We start from the raw sequence: 23,005 nt of genomic DNA on the forward strand, positions 1-23,005 counted from the left end.
CACCTCGCTCGCCGCCCTCAACTCCGTGGCCCCCAGCGGAACCACCGACGCACAGCAAACACCGCCAGGCCCGTCCACACCAAGGCGAGGGCGACCGCCCGGACCTGCTCGACGCCGCCCAGGTCGCCGGTCCAGCCACCTCGCAGCAGGTCCATCACCGGCGAGAACGGCAGCCAGGCGGCGACGTCGGCCACCGGGCCCGGCAGCAGCCCGCGCGGCGCGAAGACACCGGAGCCGCCCATGGTCAGCAACAGGAACGGCAGGTACGTCACCTGCGCGCTCTCCGCCGTCCGGGTGAACGCCGCCGTCAGCGCCGCCCCGACGACCAGCATCGCCATCCCGATGACCAGGCCGAGCACCACCAGGTGCCAGGCGACCGGCGCCCGCGCGTCCAGGAACACGGTCATCCCGGCCCCCAGCAGCGCGGACTGCGCCAGCGCCAGCCAGAGCGCCGGCAGCGCGCTGCCGACGAGGATCTCCCCGTCGCGCGGCTCGCCGGTGCGCAGCCGCTTGAGCACCAGGCCCTCGCGGCGCACGACGTACACGCCGACCAGGTTCGTGTAGACGGCGAAGAGCAGCGCCATCGCCAGCGCGGCGGGCAGCATGACGGTGGCCACCGACAGGCCGGTGCCGTCGAGGTCCAGCCTGTCGACCATGCCGCGCATCGCGAAGGCCGCCGTGCTGGGCAGGAACACCACGGTCACCAGGGACGCCTTGCTGCGCAGCAGCAGCGTCAGCTCGGCCCGGCCGAGGGCGGCCATACGGGCCGTGGCGGAGCCCCGCGCGGGCGCGGCCGGGCGCGGGGGCGTCGGGGCGGCGCGTGTCGCTGGCGTCAGCATCGTGCTCCCTCGCTCTCCAGGTCCCGCGCGATCTCCATGAACGTCTCCTCCAGCGTCGCCGAGCGGGCGTCAAGACCGCGCAGCTCCACGCCCTCGTCCCGGGCCCACGACAGCAGTGCCGTCGCCGTGCGCTGCAGGTCGACGGTCTCCAGGCGGACCTTCGGACCGGCCGACTCGTGCCCGGTCACACCCAGCGGCGCGAGCGGCGGCAGCTCGCCCAGGAGGCGGTCCGGGGGCAGTTCGAAGCTGATCCGCGCGGGCCGCTCGGCGACCACGTCGGACACCCGGCCCGAGGTGGCGATCAACCCCTCGTGCATGATCGCCAGCCGGTCGGCCAGTTGTTCCGCCTCCTCCAGGTAGTGCGTGGTGAGCAGCACCGTCGTGCCCTGCTCCGTCAGCCCGCGGATCAGCTCCCAGGTGTCGCGGCGGGACCGCGCGTCCAGGCCGGTCGTCGGCTCGTCGAGGAACAGCACCTCCGGCCGCCCCAGCAGGGCGAGCGCGAGGTCCAGGCGGCGGCGCTCGCCGCCGGAGAGCTGCCTGACCCGCACCTTCCCGCGTCCCGCCAGGCGCACGGCCTCCAGTGCCTCGTCCACGGGGCGGGCGCCGCTGGTGCAGCCCGCCCACATCCGCGCCGTCTCCGCGACCGTCAACTCCGTCGGGAACCCGCCCTCCTGAAGCATCACGCCGATGCGGGGCCGGACGGCGGCGCGTTCGCGGTACGGGTCGTGGCCGAGCACGCGGACGGACCCGGCGGCGGGGGCGGCCTGCCCCTCCAGGAGTTCGAGGGTGGAGGTCTTCCCGGCGCCGTTGGTGCCCAGGAGGGCGAACAGCTCACCGCGCGCGACGGTGAGGTCGATGCCGCGTACGGCCTCGAAGTCCCGGTAGCGGCGCCGCAGGTCCGCGGTTTCGATGACTGGTTCCATGTGATCCAGGGTTCCGGCGAGCGGGGCCCGGGAGGAGTGCGGTCTGTCACGAGGCCACATGACATCTGTCATGCGAGCCCCGGGCCCCGGGCGCGGTGGACGATCCGCGCCCGGGCTCCGGTGTCGGCGGCCCGCGCCCGCGCGCACCGCCGACGACCGGCGGGCGGCGGGCGGGCGATATCGGCGGGGCCTACGTCTGGTCGGGGACGGGCAGGCCGATGGGGTTGGGGAACCGCAGTGCGGTCGCGCACGCCCGGGCCAGGGGCGTGAGCAGCGGTATCAGCCGCTCGGGGTCGGCGCCGCCCGGGTCCTGCCAGGGGCGCTGGGCCGCCCGGTTGGTGGCCTGCTCGATCTCGCGCAGCGCCTGCCGGCCCCGCTCCGTCGTCGCGCCGGCCGCGGTCAGCAGGCCGCGCCCGCTCAGCCGCTCGGCCGCCGCGGCCCACTCCTCGTCGGTCCAGCCCCGGTACGGCTGCAGCTCGGAGCGCGGCAGGTCGGCCCCCGCGCGCAGGACGAGTACCTCACAGCCGTCCAACCCCGCCGCCACCAGCGCCGCCACGTGCCCGTCGCCCCGGTGCTCGCGCAGCAGCGTCGCCGCGTGCCAGAGCCGGGCCAACGGGTCATCCGGCAGCGGCAGCGCGGTGTTCGCGGCGGCCAGCACGCGCCCCGCGCAGTCGAGCCTGGCCGCCACCTCGACGAGCTGGCCGGCCGCCCGCTCGGCCGCCGCCTCCTGCCCGGCCAGCAGGCGCCGCAGCGCCGTGACCGCACCGGCCTGCCGCAACTCCAGCGCCCGCCGTGGCGGAACCGTCTGCCACACCGCGGGCAGCGCCCTGGCCACCATGGTCGGCGCGAAGGTGAAGAACGCGGCCGTGATCGGCTCGGGCCCCACCGCGCCGAGCGGGGCCGCCCGGCCCGCGAAGTAGCCCGGCCAGAAGCCCCGCAGGCCGGCGGCGTCGAACCCGGCGTGCGCGTCGGGCGCGAAGTAGCTCACGGCGTGCAGCGGCTCAATCAGGGGCCACAGGGTGCCGGCGATCCGTTCCGCCTCGCTCATGTCTCCACCTTTCTCGTCTTCCTCGTGTAGGGGACGCGCTCCGCCCCGGTCGCGGGGACACCTCCCGCGCGGGCCGCCGGGACGGTCCCGGGGTCGGGTGGCCGCGCCGGCTCCGGCACGCACGACGTGCGGCGCAGCAGGGTCAGGAACCGCCCGGCGAAGACCGGATGGCCGGCCGGCGACGGATGCAGCCGATCCGTGCCCTCCGGTTCGAGCAGCAGCGGCACACAGCTCGGCCCGAACACCCGCGGCCCGTGCAGGTAGTGCAGCCGGCGGTCGCCGTGCTCGCGCAGCACGCGCACCGCCTCCCGCACCCGCTCGCGGCTCTCCCGCACCGTCAGGCCCGACGGCCCGGCCACCTCCTCGCGCTCGGGGGCGACGATGGTGGACATCACGCCGAACGGCGTGTCCGGATGGCCGTCGCGCACGGTGCGCACGAAGCCGATCAGGGCGGCCGTCAGCGACGCGCCGCTGTGCGTGCCGAGGGCGTGGACGTTGATGCCGACGCACACGGTGAGCAACTCCGCTGGCAGGTCGCGCATCAACCGTGCGGTCATCGGCTGGAGGTAACACCCCGCGCCCAGCGCCAACGAGGTCACATCCCAGCCGGCCCGCCGCGCCACCAGCGCCAGCCAGGTCCGACTGGGCGAGTGCGCGCCGCGGCCCAGCGATATGGAGCTGCCGTAGTGCACCCAGCGCGGCCGGTCGCCGGGCGGGTCGGCCGCCACCGTCGCGCCTGCGGCGAGGGTGAGGCCGCACAGCCGGAACCGGTGGTAGTACGGCAGCCACAACTCCACCACCGGCGGCGGCCCGACCGGCGCGCCCCGGGCGGGGCCGGGCCGCGCTGTCAGCCCCGACACGCGGAACTCCGCGTCCCGACCGTGCGTCTCCAGCGCCACCGACGCCACGGGTCGGCCGTCGCGCAGCACGTCCAGGCGGGCCCGCTCGGGCGGGCCCGCCAGCCGTGGCGCCGGGTCGGCCTGGTAGCGGCAGTGCAGCCAGGGGCTGTCGGTGCGGAGTGTGACGCGCACCCCCGACGGCATCGCGGCCCGCCCGACCCCGCCCTCCGGCAGGTGCAGCGCGGCCTCCTCGTACGGCAGCCGCCAGGGCGCGGTCCACCGCGGGGTGCGCTCCAGGGAGACCGCGCCCCGGTAGCGCAACAGCGGGTCGTCGTGGGCGAGCGACCGCGCGGCGGGCCCGCTCATCGCGGCTCGTCCGCGGTCACCATCGCGGCGAGCGCGCGCACCGTGTTCCCGCTGCGGGCGGTGCCGAACAGACCCAGCCGCTTCTCCCACAGCCCCTGGGTGAGCCTGGACTGCCGCACCCCGTCCGGGCAGTGCACGTGGACCTCGCGCTCGCCGACGTGGAACTGGTCCGGTGCGTACGCGGCCGGGTCGAGGTCGGCCAGCCGCGCGCGGTCCACCGGGCCGGAGAGGAAGGTGACCAGCGATTGGGCGGGGTCGATGTCACGGCCGGAGAAGGGCATCCGCGCGGCGACGCGGCACAGTTCGCCGCCCTCCAGGACGAGCACGCGCACGTCGAGCGACAGCCGCTCGGCGATGGCCCGCTCCAGCGCCTCGCCCAACGCGGCCGGGCCCGCGCCGCTCGCGGGCGGCACGAACACCGCGTCGCCGCTCCGCGGGTACGTGCGCACCTCCGCGCACCCCAGGTCAGCGAGCGACTCCCGCAGGGTGGGCAGGGGAACGCGACGGTGCTTCCCCACGTTGATGCCGCGCGACAGCGCCACGTATCTGGTCACCCGCCCACCGTAACGGCGACCACTGACAGTGACCGATGGCAGGCGGCGTGGGCGGTGGGGCCGGAGGCGGCGTTCGGCCCGGGTCCGACGTGCCGTGCGGACCCGGGCCGGGGAACAGCGCGCCGCCTAGATGGTGACGCCGTGTGCCCTGAGGTAGGCCACCGGGTTGATGTCCGAGCCGTAGCCGGGCCCGGTGCGGATCTCGAAGTGCAGGTGCGGGCCGGTGCTGTTGCCGGTGGAGCCGGAACGACCGATGCGCTGCCCGCCGCTGACGGACTGCCCCTCGCGCACCACGATCTGCGACAGGTGGGCGTACTGGCTGTATCTGCCGTCCGCGTGCCGGATCACGACCTGGTACCCGTACGCGTCGCCCCAACCGGAGGAGACGACGGTGCCCGGGCCGACCGCCCTGACCGAGGTGCCGATCGAGACCGGGAAGTCCACGCCCGTGTGGTAGCCACGGGACCAGCTCGAACCGGCCACCCGGTACCCGGTGGTGACGCCCACGCCGCTGACCGGCGCGGTGTAGCCACCGGTCGCGGGGGCCGGCCGCTTCCGCTGCTCCGGTACGCGCTCCGGCCTGTGCCGTGGCTTGGGCGCCGGCTTCTGGGTGGGCTTGGGCGCTGGCTTGCTCACCTGCTGGCGACTGTCGTCCTTGGGGCGCGGCTTCACCGAGGGCCGCTCGGGTGCCTTCGGCGCGGGCTTCGGCCGTGCCGTGGGCGGCGTCTTGGCCTGCGGGCGCTTGGGTTGGGCCGGCGCGGCCGAGCCACCCTTCAGGGACAGCCGCTGGCCCGGCAGGATCAGGTTCGGGTCCTGGCCGATGGTCGGCCGGTTAGCCTCGTACAGCCCCCGCCAACCCCCGCGCACGTCGTTCTCGTCGGCGATGCCCGAGAGCGTGTCGCCGCTCACCACCACGTACGGCCCCGCCTTGGGTCCGCGGCCGGGCAGTGAGGTGGGGGTCGTCTCGACCTTGCGCTGCTGGCCGGCCGCCGTCGTGACCTGCCCCGTCGTCGCGGGGGCGGACTTGGCCTGGGGCTGTGCGTCGCCCCGCGTCAGAACGGAGCCGGAGCAGTTGGGCCATGCCTGCGGGCCCTGGGCGGCCAACACCTTCTCGGCGACCGCTATCTGCTGTTCCCGCGTGGCCAGGTCGGCGCGTGGCGCGTAGGCGGCGCCGCCGTACTCCTGCCAGGTGCTCTGCGAGAACTGGAGCCCGCCGTAGTAGCCGTTGCCCGTGTTGATGTCCCAGTTGTTGGTGCTCTCACATCGGGCCACCTTGTCCCAGGCTTCCTGGGTGGCGGCGCTCGCTCCGGCCGCCGCGACGAGCGGCAGGGCCATGCCCGCGCCGCTGACGGTGACGGTGAGCGAGGCACGGGAGACCCGGTTGGGCTGATGACGGCGATGGCGACCACGTACGGACATAGCGTTCCTCTCGCTGCACCCGTGGACGGGTGTTCGGCGCGCCACAGCGTAGGGCCGCCGCCGAACCCGCTACAAGAGGGCATTCGCCCGCCGTTTCGCTACTCCGCGCGCTCTCCTCACACCGCGCCCCGGGGCGCCGCCGCGCGCGACGGCCGACCGCGTCCGCTGACCGTCCCGGAGCGCCGAACACGTACCAGGTCACCGCCTGTTGGCCACCGGTACAGACCCCGAGCCGGCGACGGCGCGCACGGCCGGGGTCGCGCGGGGCCGGTGGGGGATCCGCGCCGCGTCCGTCGCGACGGGGCGCTGTCTCCCAGGCGTACCGACTGGTTAGTCTGCGCTCGGGCGGGCCCTCGCGCCCGCCCGTCCATCGACCGAACGCGGGAGGCCAGCGCATGCGAGCACGGCGGGTGTACGAGAGCGGCGAGCCGCGCCGCGGTACGACACCAGAGACGTTCCCCGAGTCGCGCGCGGCACCGCCAGCGCCGCGGGCCGCGCGCCCCGACCGGCCCGCCGCGCCCCCGCGTACGGGCCGCCGCCCGGCCGGTCCTGCACTGCGCCGGCCCGTCCCCGGAGTGGTTCGCGGCCTTCCGGTTCGCGACCTGGCGCGGACCCGATGAGCCCCGCGGGGGCCGGCCCCGACGCCTCGCACGCCACCTCGCCCGAGCCGGTGGAGGTGGCCGAAGTCCGGCGCGCGGTGCGTCGGTTGCTCGCCACGCACGACCCGGCCACCACCGCGCGGATCGACTTCCTCCGGGCCCAGTTCGACGCCGGACTCGCCTGGGTGCACTATCCGGTCGGGCTCGGCGGCCTCGGCGCGCCGCGCGCGCTACAGAGCCTGGTCACCGCCGAACTCGCCGCCGCGGGCGCCCCCGACAACGACCCGCGCCGCATCGGCATCGGCCTCGGCATGGCCGCCCCGACCATCCTGCGCTACGGCACCGAGGAGCAGAAGCACCGGCTGCTGCGCCCGCTGTGGACCGGCGAGGAGGTGTGGTGCCAACTCTTCAGCGAACCCGGCGCCGGCTCCGACCTCGCCGCGCTCGGCACCCGCGCGGTCCACGTCCCCGCCCGGGGCACCGGCCAGGGCGCCCCGGCGGGCGCGGACGGCGCGCGGGCGGGGGAGTGGCTCGTGGACGGGCAGAAGGTGTGGACGTCCCAGGCCCACCTCGCGCGCTGGGCCATCCTCATCGCCCGCACCGACCCGAACCTCCCCAAGCACCGTGGCATCACCTACTTCATCTGCGACATGACCGACCCCGGCGTCGAGGTGCGCCCGCTACGCCAACTCACCGGCGAGGCCGAGTTCAACGAGGTCTTCCTCACCGGCGTGCGCATCCCCGACGACCGGCGCCTCGGCGACGTGGGCGAGGGCTGGCGGGTGGCGCGGACCACGCTGATGAACGAGCGGGTGGCCATCGGCGGCGGCAGCGTGCCCCGCGAGCACGGCATGATCGGCGTCGCCGCGCGCGCCTGGCGCGACCACCCCGAACTGCGCACGCACGACCTGCACCAGCGCCTGCTGCGGCTGTGGGTGGAGGCCGAGGCCGCCCGGTACGCCGGGCAGCGGCTGGGCCAGCAACTCGCCGTCGGCCAGCCGGGTCCCGAAGGGTCGGCCATGAAGCTGGCCTTCGCCCGGCTGAACCAGGAGATCAGCGGCCTGGAGGTGGAGCTCATGGGCGAGGCGGGCCTGGCGTACGACGACTGGACCATGCGCCGGCCCGACCTCGTCGACTTCACGGCGCGCGAGGCCGGCTACCGCTACCTGCGGGCCAGGGGCAACTCCATCGAGGGCGGCACCTCCGAGATCCTGCTCAACATCATCGCCGAACGCGTGCTCGGCCTGCCGCCCGAGCCGCGCGCCGACACGGACGCCGCCTGGAAGGACCTCCCCCGATGACGCACCAGGACCCGGCCCCGACGTCACCCCGGCCGGCCGCCCCGAACGCCCCCGACCTGCTCTACCGCGAGCACGAGGAGGACCTGCGGTCCGCCGTGCGGGCGCTGCTCGCCGACCGGCTGCCACCCACGACCGTGCTCGCGCACGTCGACGCGGGCCGCGCGTACGACGCCGGGCTCTGGCAGATCCTCGCCACCGACCTGGGCCTCGCCGGGCTCCTGGTCCCGGACGCGCTCGGAGGGCAGGGCGCCGGTGCCCGGGAAGCCGCCGTCGTCCTGGAGGAGTTGGGCCGCGCGGTGGCCCCGGTGCCGTACCTGACCAGTGCCGTCATCGCCACCGAAGCCCTGCTGGCCTGCGTCGGAGCCGGCCCCGGGGGAGCGACCCACGAGCCCGCCGCCGTGCCGGGCCCGCGCGCCGACGCCACGCCCCGGGCAGCGACCCGGCCCGACGGCCGGGCCGAGGCGGCCGAGGAGGCCGAGGAGCCCGAGGCCACGGTGGCCGCCGAACTGCTCGCGGCACTCGCCACGGGGGAGCGGATCGGAGTGCTCGCCGTGCCGCTGTCCAGCGCCCCCGGGACGGCACACCCCACCGCCGTGCGCGCCGACACCGCCGTGCGCGCCGACGCGCGCGCCGCCCTCACCGGCGAGGTCACCAGCGTCGCCGACGCGCTCGCCGCCGACGTGCTGCTGGTCCCGGCGCGCGGCCCGGCGGGCGCGGGGCTCTACGCGGTGGACGCCGGCGCCGCCGGCTCGTCGGGGCCGCGCCTGGAGCCGACCACCGCGCTGGACCCGACGCGCCCGCTCGCCCGGGTCGGCCTGGACGGCGCGCCGGCCCGCCGCGTCGCCGGGCCCGCCACGGCCGACGCGGCGATCGGCCGGGCGCTGCGCGCCGGGGCCGGGCTGCTGGCCTCCGAACAACTGGGGCTCGCCGAATGGTGCCTGGCCGAGACCGTGCGCCACACCGGAGAACGGCACCAGTTCGGCCGTCCGGTCGGCTCCTTCCAGGCGCTCAAGCACCGGATGGCCCGGATCTGGCTCGACCTGGTCTCGGCCCGCGCGGCGGCCCGCGCCGCCGCGGACGCCCTGGCCACCGGCGCCCCGGACGCGCCGGTCGCCGTGGCCGTCGCCCAGGCCCACGCCGCGCGCGTCGCGGTGCACGCCGCGCAGGAGTGCGTCCAACTGCACGGCGGCATCGGCATGACCTGGGAGCACCCCGCGCACCTGTACCTCAAGCGCGCCAAGAGCGACGAGATCGCCCTCGGCACGCCGGGCCGCCACCAGGAGGCGTTGGCCGACCTCGTCGACCTGCCGGCCCCACCTGCCTGAGCGGTGGCCCACACCGCGTCGGACCGGACAGGCCAGCGCGCCGGAGGCCGCCGGCCCGTGGCCGCGCTCGCCGCCCCGGGCGGTGGCTGGCCACGGGCCGGCGGGTCAGCCGTCCGAAACCGTCCGTTCCATGGCGTGGTGTGGCCAGGCGTGCACCCCCTCTGGGCCTTCGCTTCGACATGTTGTTTAATTGCGACCGTTTCGCAGTAACGGTTGATCTTCAACAGAGGTGGGGCATGACGGCCCGGACGATACGGATACTGACCGCCGCGACGACGGCGGGCGTCCTGGCAGTGGGCGCGGCAGCGTGCTCCACCCCGGACAACGGCAAGGGCGGCGGCCCCAAGGACGCGGCGGTCGTCGGCATCGCGTACGAGCCCGACACGCTCAGCCCGCTCCTCGGCTACGGCAAGGACGGCAACTCCAAGATCTTCGACGGGCTGCTGACGCACGACGCGAAGATGCGGCTCAAGCCCGCCCTCGCGGCCAGGCTGCCGCAGGTCTCCGGCGACGGCCTGACGTACACCTACACCCTCCGCGACGGCGTGCGCTTCAGCGACGGGGAGCCGTTCAACGCGGACGACGTGGTCTTCACCTACCGCACCATTCTCGACAAGAAGACCAACAACGCGTCCAAGACCGAACTCGACGCGATCAAGAGCGTCGAGAAGAAGGGCGACAAGACGGTCGTCTTCCATCTCAAGTACCCGTACGCGCCGTTCGCCGAGCGCACCGTGCTGCCCATCGCGCCGGAACACGTGGCGAGCAAGCAGGACGTGAACACCGGCTCCCTCACCACCAAGCCCATCGGTACCGGGCCCTACGTCCTCAGTAGCTGGAGCAAGGGCGAGAAGCTCGTCTTCAGGGCCAACCCCACCTACTGGGGCGGCGTGCCGAAGGTCAAGAAGTTCACGATGGCGATCGTCAAGGACGACGACGTGCGCGCCACCCGGCTGCGCTCCGGCGACCTCGACGGCGCCATCCTGCCGCCCAACCTCGCCGCCACCTTCAAGAGCGACGACGACCTGCGCACCCTGACCGCCAGGACCTACGACTACCGCACCGTCACGCTGCCCAGCGACAACCCGGTGGCCGGTGACCGCGCCGTGCGCCGCGCACTCGACGTCGCGGTGGACCGCAAGGCCATGGTCGACGGCATCCTGGACGGCGCGGGCAAAGAAGCCTACGGACCGGTCCCCACCGACAGCGAGTGGTTCACCAAGGGCACCGAGCGCCGGCACGACCTGGCGGCGGCCCAGCGCATCCTGGACGAGGCGGGCTGGAAGCCGGGCAAGGGCGGCGTCCGCGCGAAGAACGGCAAGCGCGCCTCGTTCACCCTCTGGTACCTCAGCGGCGACAAGCTCCGCCAGGACCACGCGCTGGCCTACGCCTCCGACGCCAAGAAGGCCGGCATCGAGATCAAGGTGCAGTCCGGCACCTGGGAGGTCATCGAGCCGCGGATGAAGCGGGACGCGGTCCTCGCGGGCGGCGGCAGCCCGGCCGACCCCGACTTCGACCAGTACACGCTGCTGAACTCCGCCCTGGCCGGCGACGGCTTCAACAACATGGCCTTCTACGACAACCCGGACGTCGACAAGGCGCTCGCCGAGGGCCGGCGCAGCGGCGACAAGGCCAAGCGGAAGGCCGCGTACGACACCATCCAGCGCGAACTGGTCGACAACCCCGGTTACACCTTCCTCACCCACATCGACCACCTCTACGTCCTCGCCGACCGCTGGGAGTCGCTGACCACCCAGGTCGAGCCGCACGACCACGGCCTGGCCTCCGGCCCGTGGTGGAACGTCGAGAAGTGGCGGCCCAAGAAGTGACGCCCACCCGGCGCCCGGGCCTGCCGTGGCTGCCGATGGCGCGGCTGGTCGGGCGCCGGGTGCTGTTCGCGGTGCCCGTGCTGTTCTGCGTGACCTTCGGCGTCTTCGCCATCGCGGCGGCCTCGCCCTTCGACCCGGTCAAGGCGTACGCCGGCACCGCGGGGCTCACCGCCTCGCAGGAGAACCTCGACCAGTTGCGCGCCAACCTCGGCGCCGACGACCCGTTCACCGTCCGCTGGTGGGACTGGCTGACCTCGGCCGTCACCGGCGACCTGGGCGACTCCAGCTCGCTGCGGCAGCCCGTCGCCGAGGTCATCGCGGAGCGCATCGGCTGGTCCACGCTGCTGTGCGCGGTCGCCTTCACCCTCGCGGTGCTCGGCGGCACCGTGCTCGGCGTGCTCGCGGCCCGGCGCCGGGGCGGCCTGTTCGACCGCGCGATCACCTTCGTCTGCTACACGCTGGAGGCCGCGCCGCCGTTCTGGCTCGGGCTGCTGGCCGTGTGGCTGTTCGCCCTCAAGCTGGACGCGCTGCCCGCCGGCGGGCTCACCGACACCGCCAGCGAGGTCGCCACCGCGGGCCAGGTCACCCACCACCTGATCCTGCCGGCCGCCGTGCTCGCCGTCTCCCAACTGCCGTGGTTCGTGCTCTACGTACGCCAGGGCGTCGGCGACGCGATGGACGAGGACCCCGTGCGCGGCGCCCGCGCCCGCGGGCTCAGCGAGCGCACCGTCCTCTTCGGCCACGCGCTGCGCTCGGGGCTGCTGCCGGTACTCACCCTCGTCGGTTCCCGCGTCCCGGAGCTGATCACCGGGGCCCTGCTGATCGAGACCGTCTTCAGTTGGCCGGGCATCGCCTCCGCCACCGTTGAGGCCGCCACCAGCGTGGACTTCCCGCTGCTCGCGGCCCTCACCGTGCTCGCCACGGTCGCGGTGCTCGCCGGCAACCTGCTCTCCGACCTGCTGTACGGCCTCGCCGACCCCCGGGTGGGCTTCGATGGCTGACCTCACACCCACCGCCGAAGCCCCGCCCACCTCGGTGGAGCGCGGCTCGCCCGCCCCACGCTGGCGGACCACCGCCGCCGGCGCCCAGCGCGGCAGCCGCGCGCTGCGGGTGCGCGTCAGCGCCGGGCTCGTGGCGGTCGTCGTCCTGACCGTGCTGCTCGTACCGCTGTTCTTCCCGCTGGACGAACAGGCCGTGCACCTGGCCGACAAGCTGCGCGCACCCTCGCTCGACCACCCCTTCGGCACCGACGACGTCGGCCGCGACCTGCTGCTGCGCTGCGTGTACGGACTGCGCGTCTCCCTCCTGGTCGGGGTCGTCGCCGCGCTGGCCGCCACCGTGATCGGCACCGCCGTCGGCGCGCTCGCCGGCGCCGTCGGCGGCTGGATGGACCGGGTCGTGATGCGGCTCGTGGACGTCTTCTCGTCGGTGCCGCACCTGCTGCTCGGCATCTTCATCGTGGCCATGTTCCAACCCGGCGTCTGGCCGGTGGTCATCTCGGTGGCGCTGACGCACTGGCTGTCCACCGCCCGCATCGTGCGCGCCGAACTCCTCTCGCTGCGGTCCCGCCCCTACGTGGAGGCGGCCATCTCCGGCGGGGCGTCGCGGCTGCGCGTGACGGTGCGCCACCTGCTGCCCGCGGTGCTGCCGCAGGCCGGACTCGCCGCCGTACTGATGGTGCCGCACGCCATCTGGCACGAGTCCGCGCTCTCCTTCCTCGGCCTCGGCCTGCCCAGCCACAAGGCCAGCCTGGGCGCGATGGTGCAGAGCGCCCGCAGCTCACTGCTGGCCGGCGACTGGTGGCCCACCCTCTTCCCCGGCCTGCTGATCATCATCCCCACCCTGGCCATCGCGGGCCTCGCCGGCGCCTGGCGGGAACGCATCAACCCGCGCCGTCGATCGGAGCTGACGCTGTGACAGGCCCCGACCGGTCGACCCCGGTCCTCGCCGTGAACGGCCTCTCGGTCCGCTTCCGGATGCGCGGCGGCCGGCACATCGCCGCCGTCTCCGACGCCACCTTCGCGCTGCGGCCCGGCGAGTGCCTGGCCCTGGTGGGGGAGAGCGGCTGCGGCAAGTCCGTACTCGCCTCCGCGCTGCTCGGGCTGCTGCCGGGCAACGCGGAGACCGCCGGCACGGCCCACCTGGCCGGCCCGGCCGACGCCGAGCCCGTCGAGCTGCTGACCGCCGACGAGCGCCTGCTCTCCCGCGCCATCCGGGGGCGACGGGTGGGCCTCGTCCCGCAGAGCCCGTCCGCCCACCTCACCCCGGTGCGCACCGTGCGCGCCCAGTTGGAGGAGACGGTACGGGAGCTGACCGGGGTCCGGCGGCCCGAGCTGCGGCGCGCGGCGCGGGAGGCGGCGGACCGGGCCGCGTTCCCCGCCGACCACCTCGACCGCTACCCGCACCAGCTCTCCGGCGGCCTCGCCCAGCGCGCCGCGACGGCGCTGGCCCTGGTGGGTGACGCCGCGCTGCTGCTCGCGGACGAGCCGACCACCGGCCTCGACCGCGACCTCGTCGACCGCACGGTGGACGAACTGCGCCGCCACATCTCCCCGGCGCCGGCCCCGGCACACCAGCCGGCTCCGGCCCCGCAGGAGACCGCGCCCGCCGCCGCGCCCGCCGCCGGGCCGACCACCGAACCGGCGAACACCGAGCACCGGGCCCGCGCGCTGCTCATGATCACCCACGACCTGGTCGCGGCGGAGCGCATCGCCGACCGCGTCGCCGTGATGTACGCCGGCCGTATCGTGGAGATCGCCGACGCCCGCGACTTCTTCGGCGACCCAGGCCCCCGCCACCCGTACGCCAGGCGGCTGCTCGACGCCCTGCCCGAGCGTTCCTTCACACCCATCCCCGGCATGCCCCCGGAACTCGGCGACCTGCCGGCCGGTTGCGCCTTCGCCCCCCGCTGCGACCAGGCGACCGAGCGGTGCGCCGCGCTCCCCGCGCTCCTGGACGACGTGGCCTGCCACCACGCCCCAGCCCGCGCACAGCACACCGCCACGCGCGCGGAGCAGCCGACCGCCGCCGCCCCACGTGCCGCCGAGCCACGCACCGATGAGGCCCACCATGCTTGAGCTGCGCGACATCACGGCCGGGTACGACCGACGGTCCCCCGTCGTACGCGGGGTCTCGCTGCGCGTCGCGGACGGCGAGGCGGTGGGGCTGCTCGGCCCCAGCGGCTGCGGCAAGTCGACCCTGGCCCGGGTGGCGGCCCTGTTGCACCGGCCCGACGCGGGGCGCGTGGTGCTCGACGGTGAGGTGGCCCGCGGCTGGCGCCACCGCGCGCCGCGCGCCCAACGCACCGCCTACGGCGTGATCTTCCAGCAGCCACGGCTCTCGGCCGATCCGCGGCTGCGGCTCGCCGACCTGATCGCGGAGCCGCTGCGGGCCACGGGCCGGGGCCGCGAGGCGGTGGCGCGCACCGGCGAGTTGGCGCACCGGGTCGGCCTCGGCGACGACCTCCTGACCCGCCGCCCGCACGAGGTCAGCGACGGCCAGTTGCAGCGCGCCTGCCTCGCCCGCGCGCTCGCCCTGCGCCCGCGCTGGCTGGTCTGCGACGAGATGACCGCCATGCTCGACGCGTCCACCACCGCCGCGCTGGTGCACGTGGTGGAGGAGTACCGGCGCGAGAGCGGCGCGGGCCTGCTCGCCGTGGGCCACGACCGCGCGCTGCTCACCCGGTGGTGCGACCGCACCGTCGGCTGGGCCGAGTTGTCCGGCGCCGACACGGACTGACGTGGGCCCGATCGCCCGACGCGCCCGCGGGCACACGTGTGGCCGTGAGGTCCGGTGCCGTCGCCCGGGCCCCACGGCCACACGGTCGGTGTCGGCCGACGTCAGTCGCTGACGGCCGGCCCGAGCCGCGTCAGAGGCCGATCTCGACGTCCTCCAGGATGCCCAGCGCGTCCGGCACCAGGACGGCGGCGGAGTAGTACGCGCTGACCAGGTAGGACGAGACCGCCTGCTCGTTGATGCCCATGAAGCGGACGTTCAGGCTCGGCTGGTACTCGTCCGGGATGCCCGTCTGGTGCAGGCCGACGACGCCCTGGTCCGCCTCGCCGGTGCGCATGGCGAGGATCGAGCTCGTGCCCGTCTCACTGATCGGGATCTTGTTGCAGGGCAGCAGCGGCACCCCGCGCCAGGCCCGCACCGACGAACCCATGAAGTCCACGCCCGTCGGGTACAGCCCGCGGCTGTTGCACTCGCGGCCGAACGCGGCGATGGTCCGCGGGTGGGCCAGCAGGTACTGCGTCTTCCGCCGACGCGAGAGCAGTTCGTCGAGGTCGTCGGGGGTGGGCGGGCCGGTGCGGGTGTGGATGCGCTGGCTGAGGTCGGCGTTGTGGAGGAGGCCGAAGTCGCGGTTGTTGATCATTTCGTGTTCTTGGCGTTCGCGGAGCGCTTCGACGGTGAGTCGCAGTTGCTCCTCGACCTGGTTCATGGGTTCGTTGTAGAGGTCGGCGACGCGGGTGTGGACGCGCAGGACGGTCTGGGCGACGCTGAGTTCGTACTCGCGCGGCGCCAACTCGTAGTCCACGAAGGTGCCTTCGAGCACCGGCTCGCCCGAGTGGCCCGAGGCCACCGCGATGTTCGCCTCACCCCGCCGGTTGGTCGGCAGCTCGGGCCGGGCCGCGAACGCCTCGGTGTGCTCCGTGAGCGCGGCGTGCCGCTCGGCGACGGTCTGGAACGCCTGCCGGGAGAGCGTGAGCACCGTGCACCGGGTGACGGCCTTGACCGTGTACTCCCACACGGCGTCCTGGTCCACCGGCACCCGGTCGCCGAAGTAGTCGCCGTCGGCCAGCACGCCGAGCACGGTCTCGTCGCCGTACTTGCCGGTGCCGACCTTGTTGAGCTTGCCGTGCGCGATCAGCACCACCTGGTCCGCGCTCTGGCCCGCCTCGACCAGCACGCTCCCCGCGTCGTACTCCCGCTGCTCGAAGGCGTCCGCGAGCGCCTCAAGCGCGGCGGAGTCCGCGAACCCGCGCAGCAGCGGCAGCTCGCCGAGCTCCGGCGGGATCACCCGGACCTCGGCACCGGTGGTGACGAACTCGACCCGGCCGTCCCCGACCGTGTACGTGAGCCGCCGGTTCACCCGGTACGTGCCGGCCTGGACCTGCACCCAGGGCAGCACCCGCAGCAGCCAACGCGTCGAGATGCCCTGCATCTGCGGGACGGTCTTCGTCGTGGTGGCCAGGTTGCGAGCGGCTGCGGTGCCCAGGCTGAGCTGCTGCTCGCCGGCTGTCGCCGCACCCGTTTCCGCGGAAGTCGTCATTTCTTGGAACAGCCTTTCGTAAGGTTCTGTGGTGCCGGGAGTGACCGCTGGAGATGTCTGGCGAGGCGGCTCAGCGGCCGATTTCCACGTCTTCGAGAATGCCGAGCGCGTCCGGCACGAGAACGGCGGCGGAGTAGTAGGCGCTGACGAGGTAGGACATGATGGCCTGTTCGCTGATTCCCATAAAGCGAACGGAAAGACCCGGTTGGATTTCGTCGGGCAACGCGGTGGGCTGGAGACCGACCACACCCTGGTTTTCTTGACCGGTACGCATCACGAGGATCGAGGTGGTGCCGCTCTCGCTGACGCCGATCTTGTTGCACGGCAGCACGGGCACGCCCCGCCAGGCCGGCACGGCGTGGCCGCCGAAGTCGATGCTCTGCGGGTAGATGCCCCGCGCGTTGAACTCCCGACCGATGGCCGCGATGGCCCGCGGGTGCGCCAGGATGACGCCCGGGTCCTTCCAGACGGTGGCCAGCAGTTCGTCGAGGTCGTCGGGGGTGGGCGGACCGGTGCGGGTGTGGATGCGCTGGCTGAGGTCGGCGTTGTGGAGGAGGCCGAAGTCGCGGTTGTTGATCATTTCGTGTTCTTGGCGTTCGCGGAGCGCTTCGACGGTGAGTCGCAGTTGCTCCTCGACCTGGTTCATGGGTTCGTTGTAGAGGTCGGCGACGCGGGTGTGGACGCGCAGGACGGTCTGGGCGACGCTGAGTTCGTACTCGCGCGGCGCCAACTCGTAGTCCACGAACGTGCCACCGAGCACCGGCTCGCCCGCGTGACCCGCGGCCACCGCGATCTCGGCCTCGCCCTGCGCGTTGCGCGGCAGCTCGCCCTGGCTCACGAAGCGCTCGACGTGCGCGCGCAGTTCGGCGTCCTCGCCGACCAGGCTCTGGAACGAGGCCCGGCTCAGGGTGAGCACCGTGCCGCTGGTCAGCGCCTTGAGCGCGAACGGCCACGTCCGCTCGGGCCCCACCAGCCCGTCGTCGCCCACGTGGTCGCCGTCGGCCAGCACGCCGAGCACGGTCTCGTCGCCGTACTTGCCGGTGCCGACCTTGTTGAGCTTGCCGTGCGCGATCAACACCACCTGGTCCGCGCTCTGGCCCGCCTCGACCAGTACCTCGCCCGGGGTGAAGTCGCGCTGCGTGAAGCGGTCGGCCAGCGCGGTGAGCACGGCATCGGTGCCGAGGTCGCGCAGGAGCGGCAACTCCCGCAGCTCCGGCGGGATGACCCGCACCTCGGAACCCGTGCTGGAGAACGTGACCCGGCCGTCGCCCACCGTGTAGCTCAACCTGCGGTTGACCCGGTACGCGCCGCTGGACACGGGAATCCACGGCAGCACGCGCAGCAACCACCGCGAGGTGATCCCCTGCATCTGCGGAACCGTTTTGGTCGTCGTGGCGAGATTCCGCGCGGCTTGCGTGCTCAGGCTCAGTTGCGACTGCTGGCCCGCCGCGCCGGCCGAACTCGATTCCACTGACGTTGTCATTAAATGGTCACCTAACCCCGAAACGGACATGCGGAGGGGGTACCCCCGAAGCAGTCCCGAAGCTATCAGCGGATTTAACCGGTTGCATTCACTCGAAAGAGTGGCATAAATCTATGAGTTAAATCGCGGTAAATACTCCAATCCCATTGGGGATGGCCCGCTCAACGCCCCCTGACGGGTTGTTACGCACCGCCGGACCTGGGGTTCCCGGCTCACGCGTCACCATCGTGGCCGAGCCTCCGCCGTCCAGATTCACCGCGTCGTCGGCGCCCAGGGCGAGCATCAGTTCGGCCAACTCGGCGATGGTCAACCCCGCGCGGTATTCGGGCCGGCCGTCCAGCGACAGCAGATACACGCGGTGCCCGCTCGCGCCGATGCCGGCCGCCGAGCGCACGGCGGGCGTGGCGTCGTCCAGGCCCGCCAACGGCTGCTGGCCGCGCGCGATCGGATAGCCGCCCACCGCGAACGCCAACGGGCCCGGTCGGCTGGCGGTCAACGCGTGCCGCACCGACACCCGGTCACCCACCCTGAGCCCGCGCAACGACGCTGCGCCCGCCTCGCGCCCCACCAACACCACCGAGTCCGCGGCCACCGGCCCGCTCCCCGGGGTCTCCGCCACCTGGCTCACCCGGCCCTTGCGCACCGTCACCTCGTACGTCTCGCCGCTGCACGGCGCCCCCCGGTCGGTGTCGGTGCCACACGTCGCCCGCACCCGGGAGGTCTGACCCCACGCCGCGGTGAAGGCACCGATCCCGTTCTCCGCCAGCGCGTACTGGTTCAGGCCACGCAACGCCAACGAGCCGTGCGGCGTACGGACCGTGCCGCGCAGGCTCAGCCGGTCGAGCCGCGCGGTGCGGTTCCTGCCGACCGCGATGACGTCCTCGGTGCCCGTGCCGGGCGGCAGCTTGGGCCCGAACCGCTGGCCCAGCGGCACGGCGCCCTTGAGCCGGTGCCCCGCGGCGATGGCCGGCCCCACCGGCGCGCCGGTCGCCTCGACGCCCGGGTGCTGGTTCTCGTTGATGTTGAAGAAGTCGCCGTTGACCGCGGCCACGGCGCCCCGCCGGCCCGCCAGTTGCGACAGCGGCGCCCGCGCCCCCACCGCGCCCGGGTGGACCAGGTCGAGCGAGAGCCCCGGGGTCCGCAGGTCGATCGAGAGCAGGTGCCCGTAGGCCGTGCCGTGCGAGGAGTCGACCGAGAACTCCCGGTACTCAACGCCGGGCGCGATCGTCGCGCGCTGGGTGAAGCGCGGCCCGGCATCGGCCGCGTCCGCCACCGGCGCACTGACCAACCCCCCACCCAACAGGGCCAACCAGGCGACCACCACGCCCAGTGCCGCGCGCCCACCACTCAACCGTGTCCTCATGCTCGCCCCATTCCCTGCCTCGGCCACCCATCGCTACCGAAGGCATCCCCACACGGCGCGGCGGAGGCCCAGAACGGCAGGGAAATGGCTGACGACCACCTGCGGAACTCTCCGCGCGTCACTGTCGGACGACCCCGGCGCGACCGATACTCACTGGCGTCCGTCGTGCACCCCCGGCCCCGCGCCGGGGCGAGAGCCAGGAGGCCGCCATGCCCCACAGCACCCGACGAGCGTTCGTCGTCACCCTCGGAGCCACCGCGCTCGCGGGCGGCATCGCCGCGCCCGCGTACGCCGAGGCACGTGGCGGCCACCACGGCGGCAAGCCGCCGCTGCGCCAGGCGCACGCGCACAACGACTACGAGCACCCCCGCCCCCTGCACGACGCGCTGGCGCACGGCTTCACCAGCGTCGAGGCCGACATCTGGCTGGTGGACGGTCAGCTCCTGGTCGCGCACGAGGAGGCGGAGCTGGACCCGACGCGCACCCTGGAGCGGCTCTACCTGGACCCGCTGCTGCGCCGGGTGCGGGCGGGCGGCGGACGCGTCTACCCGGGCCACCGCCAGTCGTTGCAACTGCTCATCGACATCAAGAACCAGGGCGACGCGACCTACCGGGTGCTCTCCAGGCGACTGCGCCGCTACCGCTCGATGCTCAGCTTCACCGCCGGCGGGCGGGTCTTCGAGGGCGCCGTCACCCCGGTCATCTCCGGCGACCGGGCCGCCCGGCCGGCGATGGAGGCCGAGCGGGTGCGCCACGCCTTCTACGACGGCCGCCTGGACGACCTCGGCACCGGAGTGCCGGCCTCCTTCATCCCGCTGATCAGCAGCAACTGGACGCACAGCTTCACCTGGTCGGGCGTGGGCCCGATGCCCAGGGCCGAGCGCGCCAAGCTGCGGCAGATCGTGGACGCCGCCCACGCGCGACGCCAACGGGTGCGCTTCTGGGCCACGCCCGACCAGGCGGGCCCGGCGCGGGACGCGGTCTGGAGCGAGCTGCTGGCCGCGGGCGTCGACCACCTCAACACGGACGACCTGGCCGGCCTGGAGGCGTTCCTGCGCGCGGCCCGCTGAGCCCCGCTCAGCGGGCGCGGACAGGGGACGACTTCGCTGGCACCGCATCTATGGCGGACGTTCCTACGCACATCGGCCCATCGTAGGAGCGCGGGGCGCGGCTCGCCGGCTGGCGCCCGCCGGAGTGCGGGCGCCGTGCCGGGGCCCCGGCGCGGGGGTGGCGAAAATTCGCTGGCCCCACGGCGGGGCCTCGCGCATGCTGATCGCCATGCAGATCAACGTTGCCACCGCCGACGACTGGCCGGCCATCTGGCCCTTCCTGCGGGAGATCGTCGCCGCCGGCGAGACCTACACCTATCCGCGTGACCTGAGCGAGGAACGGGCGCGCGAGATGTGGATGCTCGCCCCGCCGAGCCGCACCGTGGTGGCCGTCGACGACGAGGGCACGGTGCTCGGCACGGCGAAGATGAACCCGAACCACATGGGGCCCGCCGCGCACATCGCGAGCGCCAGCTTCATGGTCGACCCGCGGGTCTCCGGGCGCGGCATCGGCCGGGCCCTTGGCACCTACGTCCTGGACTGGGCCCGCTCCGAGGGCTTCCGCGCCATGCAGTTCAACGCGGTCGTGGAGACCAACACCCGGGCGGTCGCCCTGTGGAAGTCCCTGGGCTTCACCGTCATCGGCACGCTGCCCGAGGGATTCCAGCACCCGACCAAGGGGTTCGTCGGGCTGCACATCATGCACCGTGCCCTGTGACCACCGGTCGGCGCCGGACGGGTCCCGCGCGGCGGGGCGGCCCCGGGCCGGCGCGCTCCGGCCGGCCGCCGACGTGCGCGCCGAGGGCCGGATGGGTAAGCACCCGCACATGACGACGACCCCGCCCATGCGGCTCACGGCCATCAACCTCGACTGCCCCGACCCGCTGGCGCTCGCCGCGTTCTACCAGCAGGCCACCGGGCTCACCCCGCACCCCGCGTCCAACGCGGACTTCGCCGGGCTCACGCGTGAGGACGGGCTCGTCATGGGCTTTCAGCGCGTCGCCGACTACCGGCCCCCGCGCTGGCCGGACCCCGCCGCGCCGCAGCAGTTCCACCTCGACTTCGCGGTCGACGACCTCGACCGGGCCCGGAGCCGCCTGGTGGAGCTGGGCGCGCGCGAGCCGGCGCACCAGCCGGGCGGCGAGCGGTGGCGGGTGCTGGTCGACCCGGCCGGCCACCCCTTCTGCCTGACCAGGAAGTAAGTCACCGGCGACCACCGCCGTCGGCCGGTCAGGAGGCGCCGAGCAGCGTGCCGGCGCCGGCCAGCGTCGCCGCGAGACGCTCCAGCGCCGCGTCGTCGCGCGGCACGGCCTCGTACGACGGCCCGTCGGCCGTCGCCCAGCGCCGGGCCACGGCCACCGGGTCCTCGCCGAGCAGCAGCCCGGCGGCCTGCGCCGCCGAGCCCAGGGCCACCAGGTCCTGGGCGCGCGGCACGCGCACCGGGCGACCGCTCAGCCGCTGGATGGTGGTGCGCCACGCGGTGCCCCGCGCGCCGCCGCCGATCAGCAGCAGTGGCGCCCGCGGGTCGGCGTCCGGGCCGAGCACCGTCTCCAACGCGGTGAGCAGCGCGTACACCGCGCCGTCGTACGCCGCCTGGAGCACCTGGCCCGGGGAGGTGTCGTGGCGCAGGCCGTGCAGCATGCCGGTGGCCGCGGGCAGGTGCGGGGTGCGCTCCCCGTCGAGGAAGGGCAGCACGGTCACCGTGCCGCCGGGCTCCACGGCCTCGCGGTCGCGGCCGAGCAGGGTCGCGAACCGGTCCACGGCCAGGGTGCAGTTGAGCGTGCAGGCCAGCGGCAGCCAGGCGTCGCGCGCGTCGGCGAAGCCCGCGACCGTACCGGTGGGGTCGGTGGGGCGCCGGTCGGAGACGGCGTAGACGGTGCCGGAGGTGCCGAGGCTGAGTACGGGCTGCCCGGCGCGCAACCCGAGGCCGAGCGCCGCCGCCATGTTGTCGCCCGTGCCGGTGGCCACCAGCGCGCCGGCGGGCAGCGGCAGCCCGGGCACCTGGCGCACCGTGCCCGCCGCCTCGCCGGGCCGCAACACCCGGGGCAGCATCTCCGGGGTCAGCCCCACGTGGTCGAGCACCCGCCGGTCGTACTCCTGGCGTTCGGTGCCCCACCAGCCGGTGCCCGACGCGTCCCCGCGGTCGGTGACGGCCTGGCCGGTGAGCCGTTCGGTGAGGTAGTCGTGCGGCAGTCGGACCGCCGCCGTCGCCCGGGCCGCCGCGGGTTCACGCTCGCGCAGCCAGGCCCACTTGGTCACCGTGAAGGCCGGCGGCGGCACGCTGCCCAGCCGCTGTGCCCACGCCCGCGGGCCGCCCAACTCGCTGATCAGCCGGTCGCGTTGGTCGGCCGAGCGCACGTCGTTCCACAGCAGCGCCGGGCGGACGGGCTCGCCGGCGGCGTCCAGGGTGACCAGGCCGTGCTGTTGCGCGCCGACGGAGACGGCGGCGGCCTGGTGGGCGTAGTCGCCGCACTGCCCAAGCGCCTCGCACAGCGCCGTCCACCACTGCCGGGGGTCGCTCTCCCTGGCCGTGCCCGGGCTGACGGTGTGCGCGGCCCGGCCGCGGGCGAGCACCGCGCCCGTCGCGGCGTCGACGGCGAGCACCTTGGTGGACTGGGTCGAACTGTCCACCCCGATGACGAGCGGTCCCTCGGGTACGGCGGCCACGGTCATGCGCTCTCCTCCAGCCTGGCGGTGCCTCGGCGTCCGCTACGGACGGTCGTGCATGGTATCCGCCGGGAGTGGGCGCGCGGCGGGTCAACGGTCCAGCGTGTGGCGACCGTTGGCCCGTGGCCC

General features: G+C 74.4%; 20 protein-coding genes. 10 read left to right on the forward strand and 10 right to left on the reverse strand.

What is annotated here, in order from left to right:
* Window positions 1-17: 17 nt before the first annotated feature.
* The 6 genes from AC3CHW_RS33255 to AC3CHW_RS33280 all read right to left on the reverse strand — a co-directional run bounded on the left by AC3CHW_RS33255 (window position 18) and on the right by AC3CHW_RS33280 (window position 5,988).
* On the reverse strand, window positions 18-839 hold the full coding sequence (locus AC3CHW_RS33255; protein ID WP_488468964.1) for an ABC transporter permease: 822 nt from the start codon (window positions 837-839) through the stop codon (window positions 18-20).
* Window positions 833-1,762 carry an ABC transporter ATP-binding protein gene (locus tag AC3CHW_RS33260; RefSeq protein ID WP_488468965.1) on the reverse strand — a complete coding sequence of 310 codons (930 nt, stop codon included), beginning with the start codon at window positions 1,760-1,762 and terminating at the stop codon, window positions 833-835. Before AC3CHW_RS33260 ends, AC3CHW_RS33255 begins: the two co-directional genes overlap by 7 nt.
* 190 nt (window positions 1,763-1,952) lie before the next feature.
* Window positions 1,953-2,810 carry an SCO6745 family protein gene (locus tag AC3CHW_RS33265; protein WP_398609518.1) on the reverse strand — a complete coding sequence of 286 codons (858 nt, stop codon included), beginning with the start codon at window positions 2,808-2,810 and terminating at the stop codon, window positions 1,953-1,955.
* A complete protein-coding gene (locus tag AC3CHW_RS33270; RefSeq protein WP_488468966.1) occupies window positions 2,807-4,015 on the reverse strand; it encodes an SGNH/GDSL hydrolase family protein in 1,209 nt (402 codons plus the stop codon). The genes AC3CHW_RS33265 and AC3CHW_RS33270 overlap by 4 nt, the downstream gene beginning before the upstream one ends.
* Window positions 4,012-4,569, reverse strand: a complete 558-nt coding sequence (locus AC3CHW_RS33275; protein WP_488468967.1) for a DUF1697 domain-containing protein — start codon at window positions 4,567-4,569, stop codon at window positions 4,012-4,014. Before AC3CHW_RS33275 ends, AC3CHW_RS33270 begins: the two co-directional genes overlap by 4 nt.
* 126 nt (window positions 4,570-4,695) lie before the next feature.
* Window positions 4,696-5,988 carry a transglycosylase family protein gene (locus tag AC3CHW_RS33280; RefSeq protein WP_488468968.1) on the reverse strand — a complete coding sequence of 431 codons (1,293 nt, stop codon included), beginning with the start codon at window positions 5,986-5,988 and terminating at the stop codon, window positions 4,696-4,698.
* A gap of 616 nt (window positions 5,989-6,604) precedes the next feature.
* Between AC3CHW_RS33280 and AC3CHW_RS33285 the strand changes: the two genes are divergently transcribed.
* From AC3CHW_RS33285 to AC3CHW_RS33315, 7 genes are all read left to right on the forward strand, one after another.
* A complete protein-coding gene (locus AC3CHW_RS33285) occupies window positions 6,605-7,888 on the forward strand; it encodes an acyl-CoA dehydrogenase family protein (RefSeq protein WP_488468969.1) in 1,284 nt (427 codons plus the stop codon).
* Complete coding sequence (locus AC3CHW_RS33290) at window positions 7,885-9,213, forward strand: acyl-CoA dehydrogenase family protein (protein WP_488468970.1); 1,329 nt, start codon at window positions 7,885-7,887, stop codon at window positions 9,211-9,213. The genes AC3CHW_RS33285 and AC3CHW_RS33290 overlap by 4 nt, the downstream gene beginning before the upstream one ends.
* 236 nt (window positions 9,214-9,449) lie before the next feature.
* Window positions 9,450-11,042 (forward strand): ABC transporter substrate-binding protein, encoded by a 1,593-nt coding sequence (locus AC3CHW_RS33295; RefSeq protein WP_488468971.1) that lies wholly within the window; start codon window positions 9,450-9,452, stop codon window positions 11,040-11,042.
* Between the two features lie 35 nt (window positions 11,043-11,077).
* Window positions 11,078-12,043: an ABC transporter permease gene (locus AC3CHW_RS33300; RefSeq protein ID WP_176165793.1), complete on the forward strand. Its 966-nt coding sequence runs from the start codon at window positions 11,078-11,080 to the stop codon at window positions 12,041-12,043.
* Window positions 12,036-12,959, forward strand: a complete 924-nt coding sequence (locus AC3CHW_RS33305; protein ID WP_488468972.1) for an ABC transporter permease — start codon at window positions 12,036-12,038, stop codon at window positions 12,957-12,959. Before AC3CHW_RS33300 ends, AC3CHW_RS33305 begins: the two co-directional genes overlap by 8 nt.
* 59 nt (window positions 12,960-13,018) lie before the next feature.
* Window positions 13,019-14,119, forward strand: coding sequence for an ABC transporter ATP-binding protein (locus tag AC3CHW_RS33310; RefSeq protein ID WP_488471258.1), 1,101 nt, complete (start codon window positions 13,019-13,021; stop codon window positions 14,117-14,119).
* Window positions 14,112-14,780, forward strand: coding sequence for an ABC transporter ATP-binding protein (locus tag AC3CHW_RS33315; protein WP_381157375.1), 669 nt, complete (start codon window positions 14,112-14,114; stop codon window positions 14,778-14,780). The genes AC3CHW_RS33310 and AC3CHW_RS33315 overlap by 8 nt, the downstream gene beginning before the upstream one ends.
* A 130-nt stretch (window positions 14,781-14,910) precedes the next feature.
* Here the strand turns inward: AC3CHW_RS33315 and AC3CHW_RS33320 are convergent, their stop codons facing one another.
* From AC3CHW_RS33320 to AC3CHW_RS33330, 3 genes are all read right to left on the reverse strand, one after another.
* Window positions 14,911-16,314: a family 2B encapsulin nanocompartment shell protein gene (locus AC3CHW_RS33320; protein WP_488468973.1), complete on the reverse strand. Its 1,404-nt coding sequence runs from the start codon at window positions 16,312-16,314 to the stop codon at window positions 14,911-14,913.
* Between the two features lie 70 nt (window positions 16,315-16,384).
* Window positions 16,385-17,797 (reverse strand): family 2B encapsulin nanocompartment shell protein, encoded by a 1,413-nt coding sequence (locus AC3CHW_RS33325; protein ID WP_488468974.1) that lies wholly within the window; start codon window positions 17,795-17,797, stop codon window positions 16,385-16,387.
* A gap of 118 nt (window positions 17,798-17,915) precedes the next feature.
* Window positions 17,916-19,160, reverse strand: a complete 1,245-nt coding sequence (locus AC3CHW_RS33330) for a phosphodiester glycosidase family protein (RefSeq protein ID WP_488468975.1) — start codon at window positions 19,158-19,160, stop codon at window positions 17,916-17,918.
* 209 nt (window positions 19,161-19,369) lie between these two features.
* On the opposite strand from AC3CHW_RS33330, the gene AC3CHW_RS33335 reads away from it, so the two are divergent.
* The 3 genes from AC3CHW_RS33335 (at window position 19,370) to AC3CHW_RS33345 (ending at window position 21,411) form a co-directional block, all read left to right on the forward strand.
* Window positions 19,370-20,230 (forward strand): phosphatidylinositol-specific phospholipase C/glycerophosphodiester phosphodiesterase family protein, encoded by an 861-nt coding sequence (locus tag AC3CHW_RS33335; protein WP_488468976.1) that lies wholly within the window; start codon window positions 19,370-19,372, stop codon window positions 20,228-20,230.
* A gap of 208 nt (window positions 20,231-20,438) precedes the next feature.
* Complete coding sequence (locus AC3CHW_RS33340) at window positions 20,439-20,927, forward strand: GNAT family N-acetyltransferase (RefSeq protein WP_187088552.1); 489 nt, start codon at window positions 20,439-20,441, stop codon at window positions 20,925-20,927.
* A 109-nt stretch (window positions 20,928-21,036) separates the two neighbouring features.
* A complete protein-coding gene (locus AC3CHW_RS33345; protein ID WP_488468977.1) occupies window positions 21,037-21,411 on the forward strand; it encodes a VOC family protein in 375 nt (124 codons plus the stop codon).
* Window positions 21,412-21,439: 28 nt separating this feature from the next.
* Here the strand turns inward: AC3CHW_RS33345 and xylB are convergent, their stop codons facing one another.
* Complete coding sequence (gene xylB, locus AC3CHW_RS33350) at window positions 21,440-22,882, reverse strand: xylulokinase (RefSeq protein ID WP_488468978.1); 1,443 nt, start codon at window positions 22,880-22,882, stop codon at window positions 21,440-21,442.
* Window positions 22,883-23,005 lie beyond the last annotated feature (123 nt).

The sequence above is a fragment of the Streptomyces sp. MGP-BFMKR1 genome (assembly GCF_057766585.1).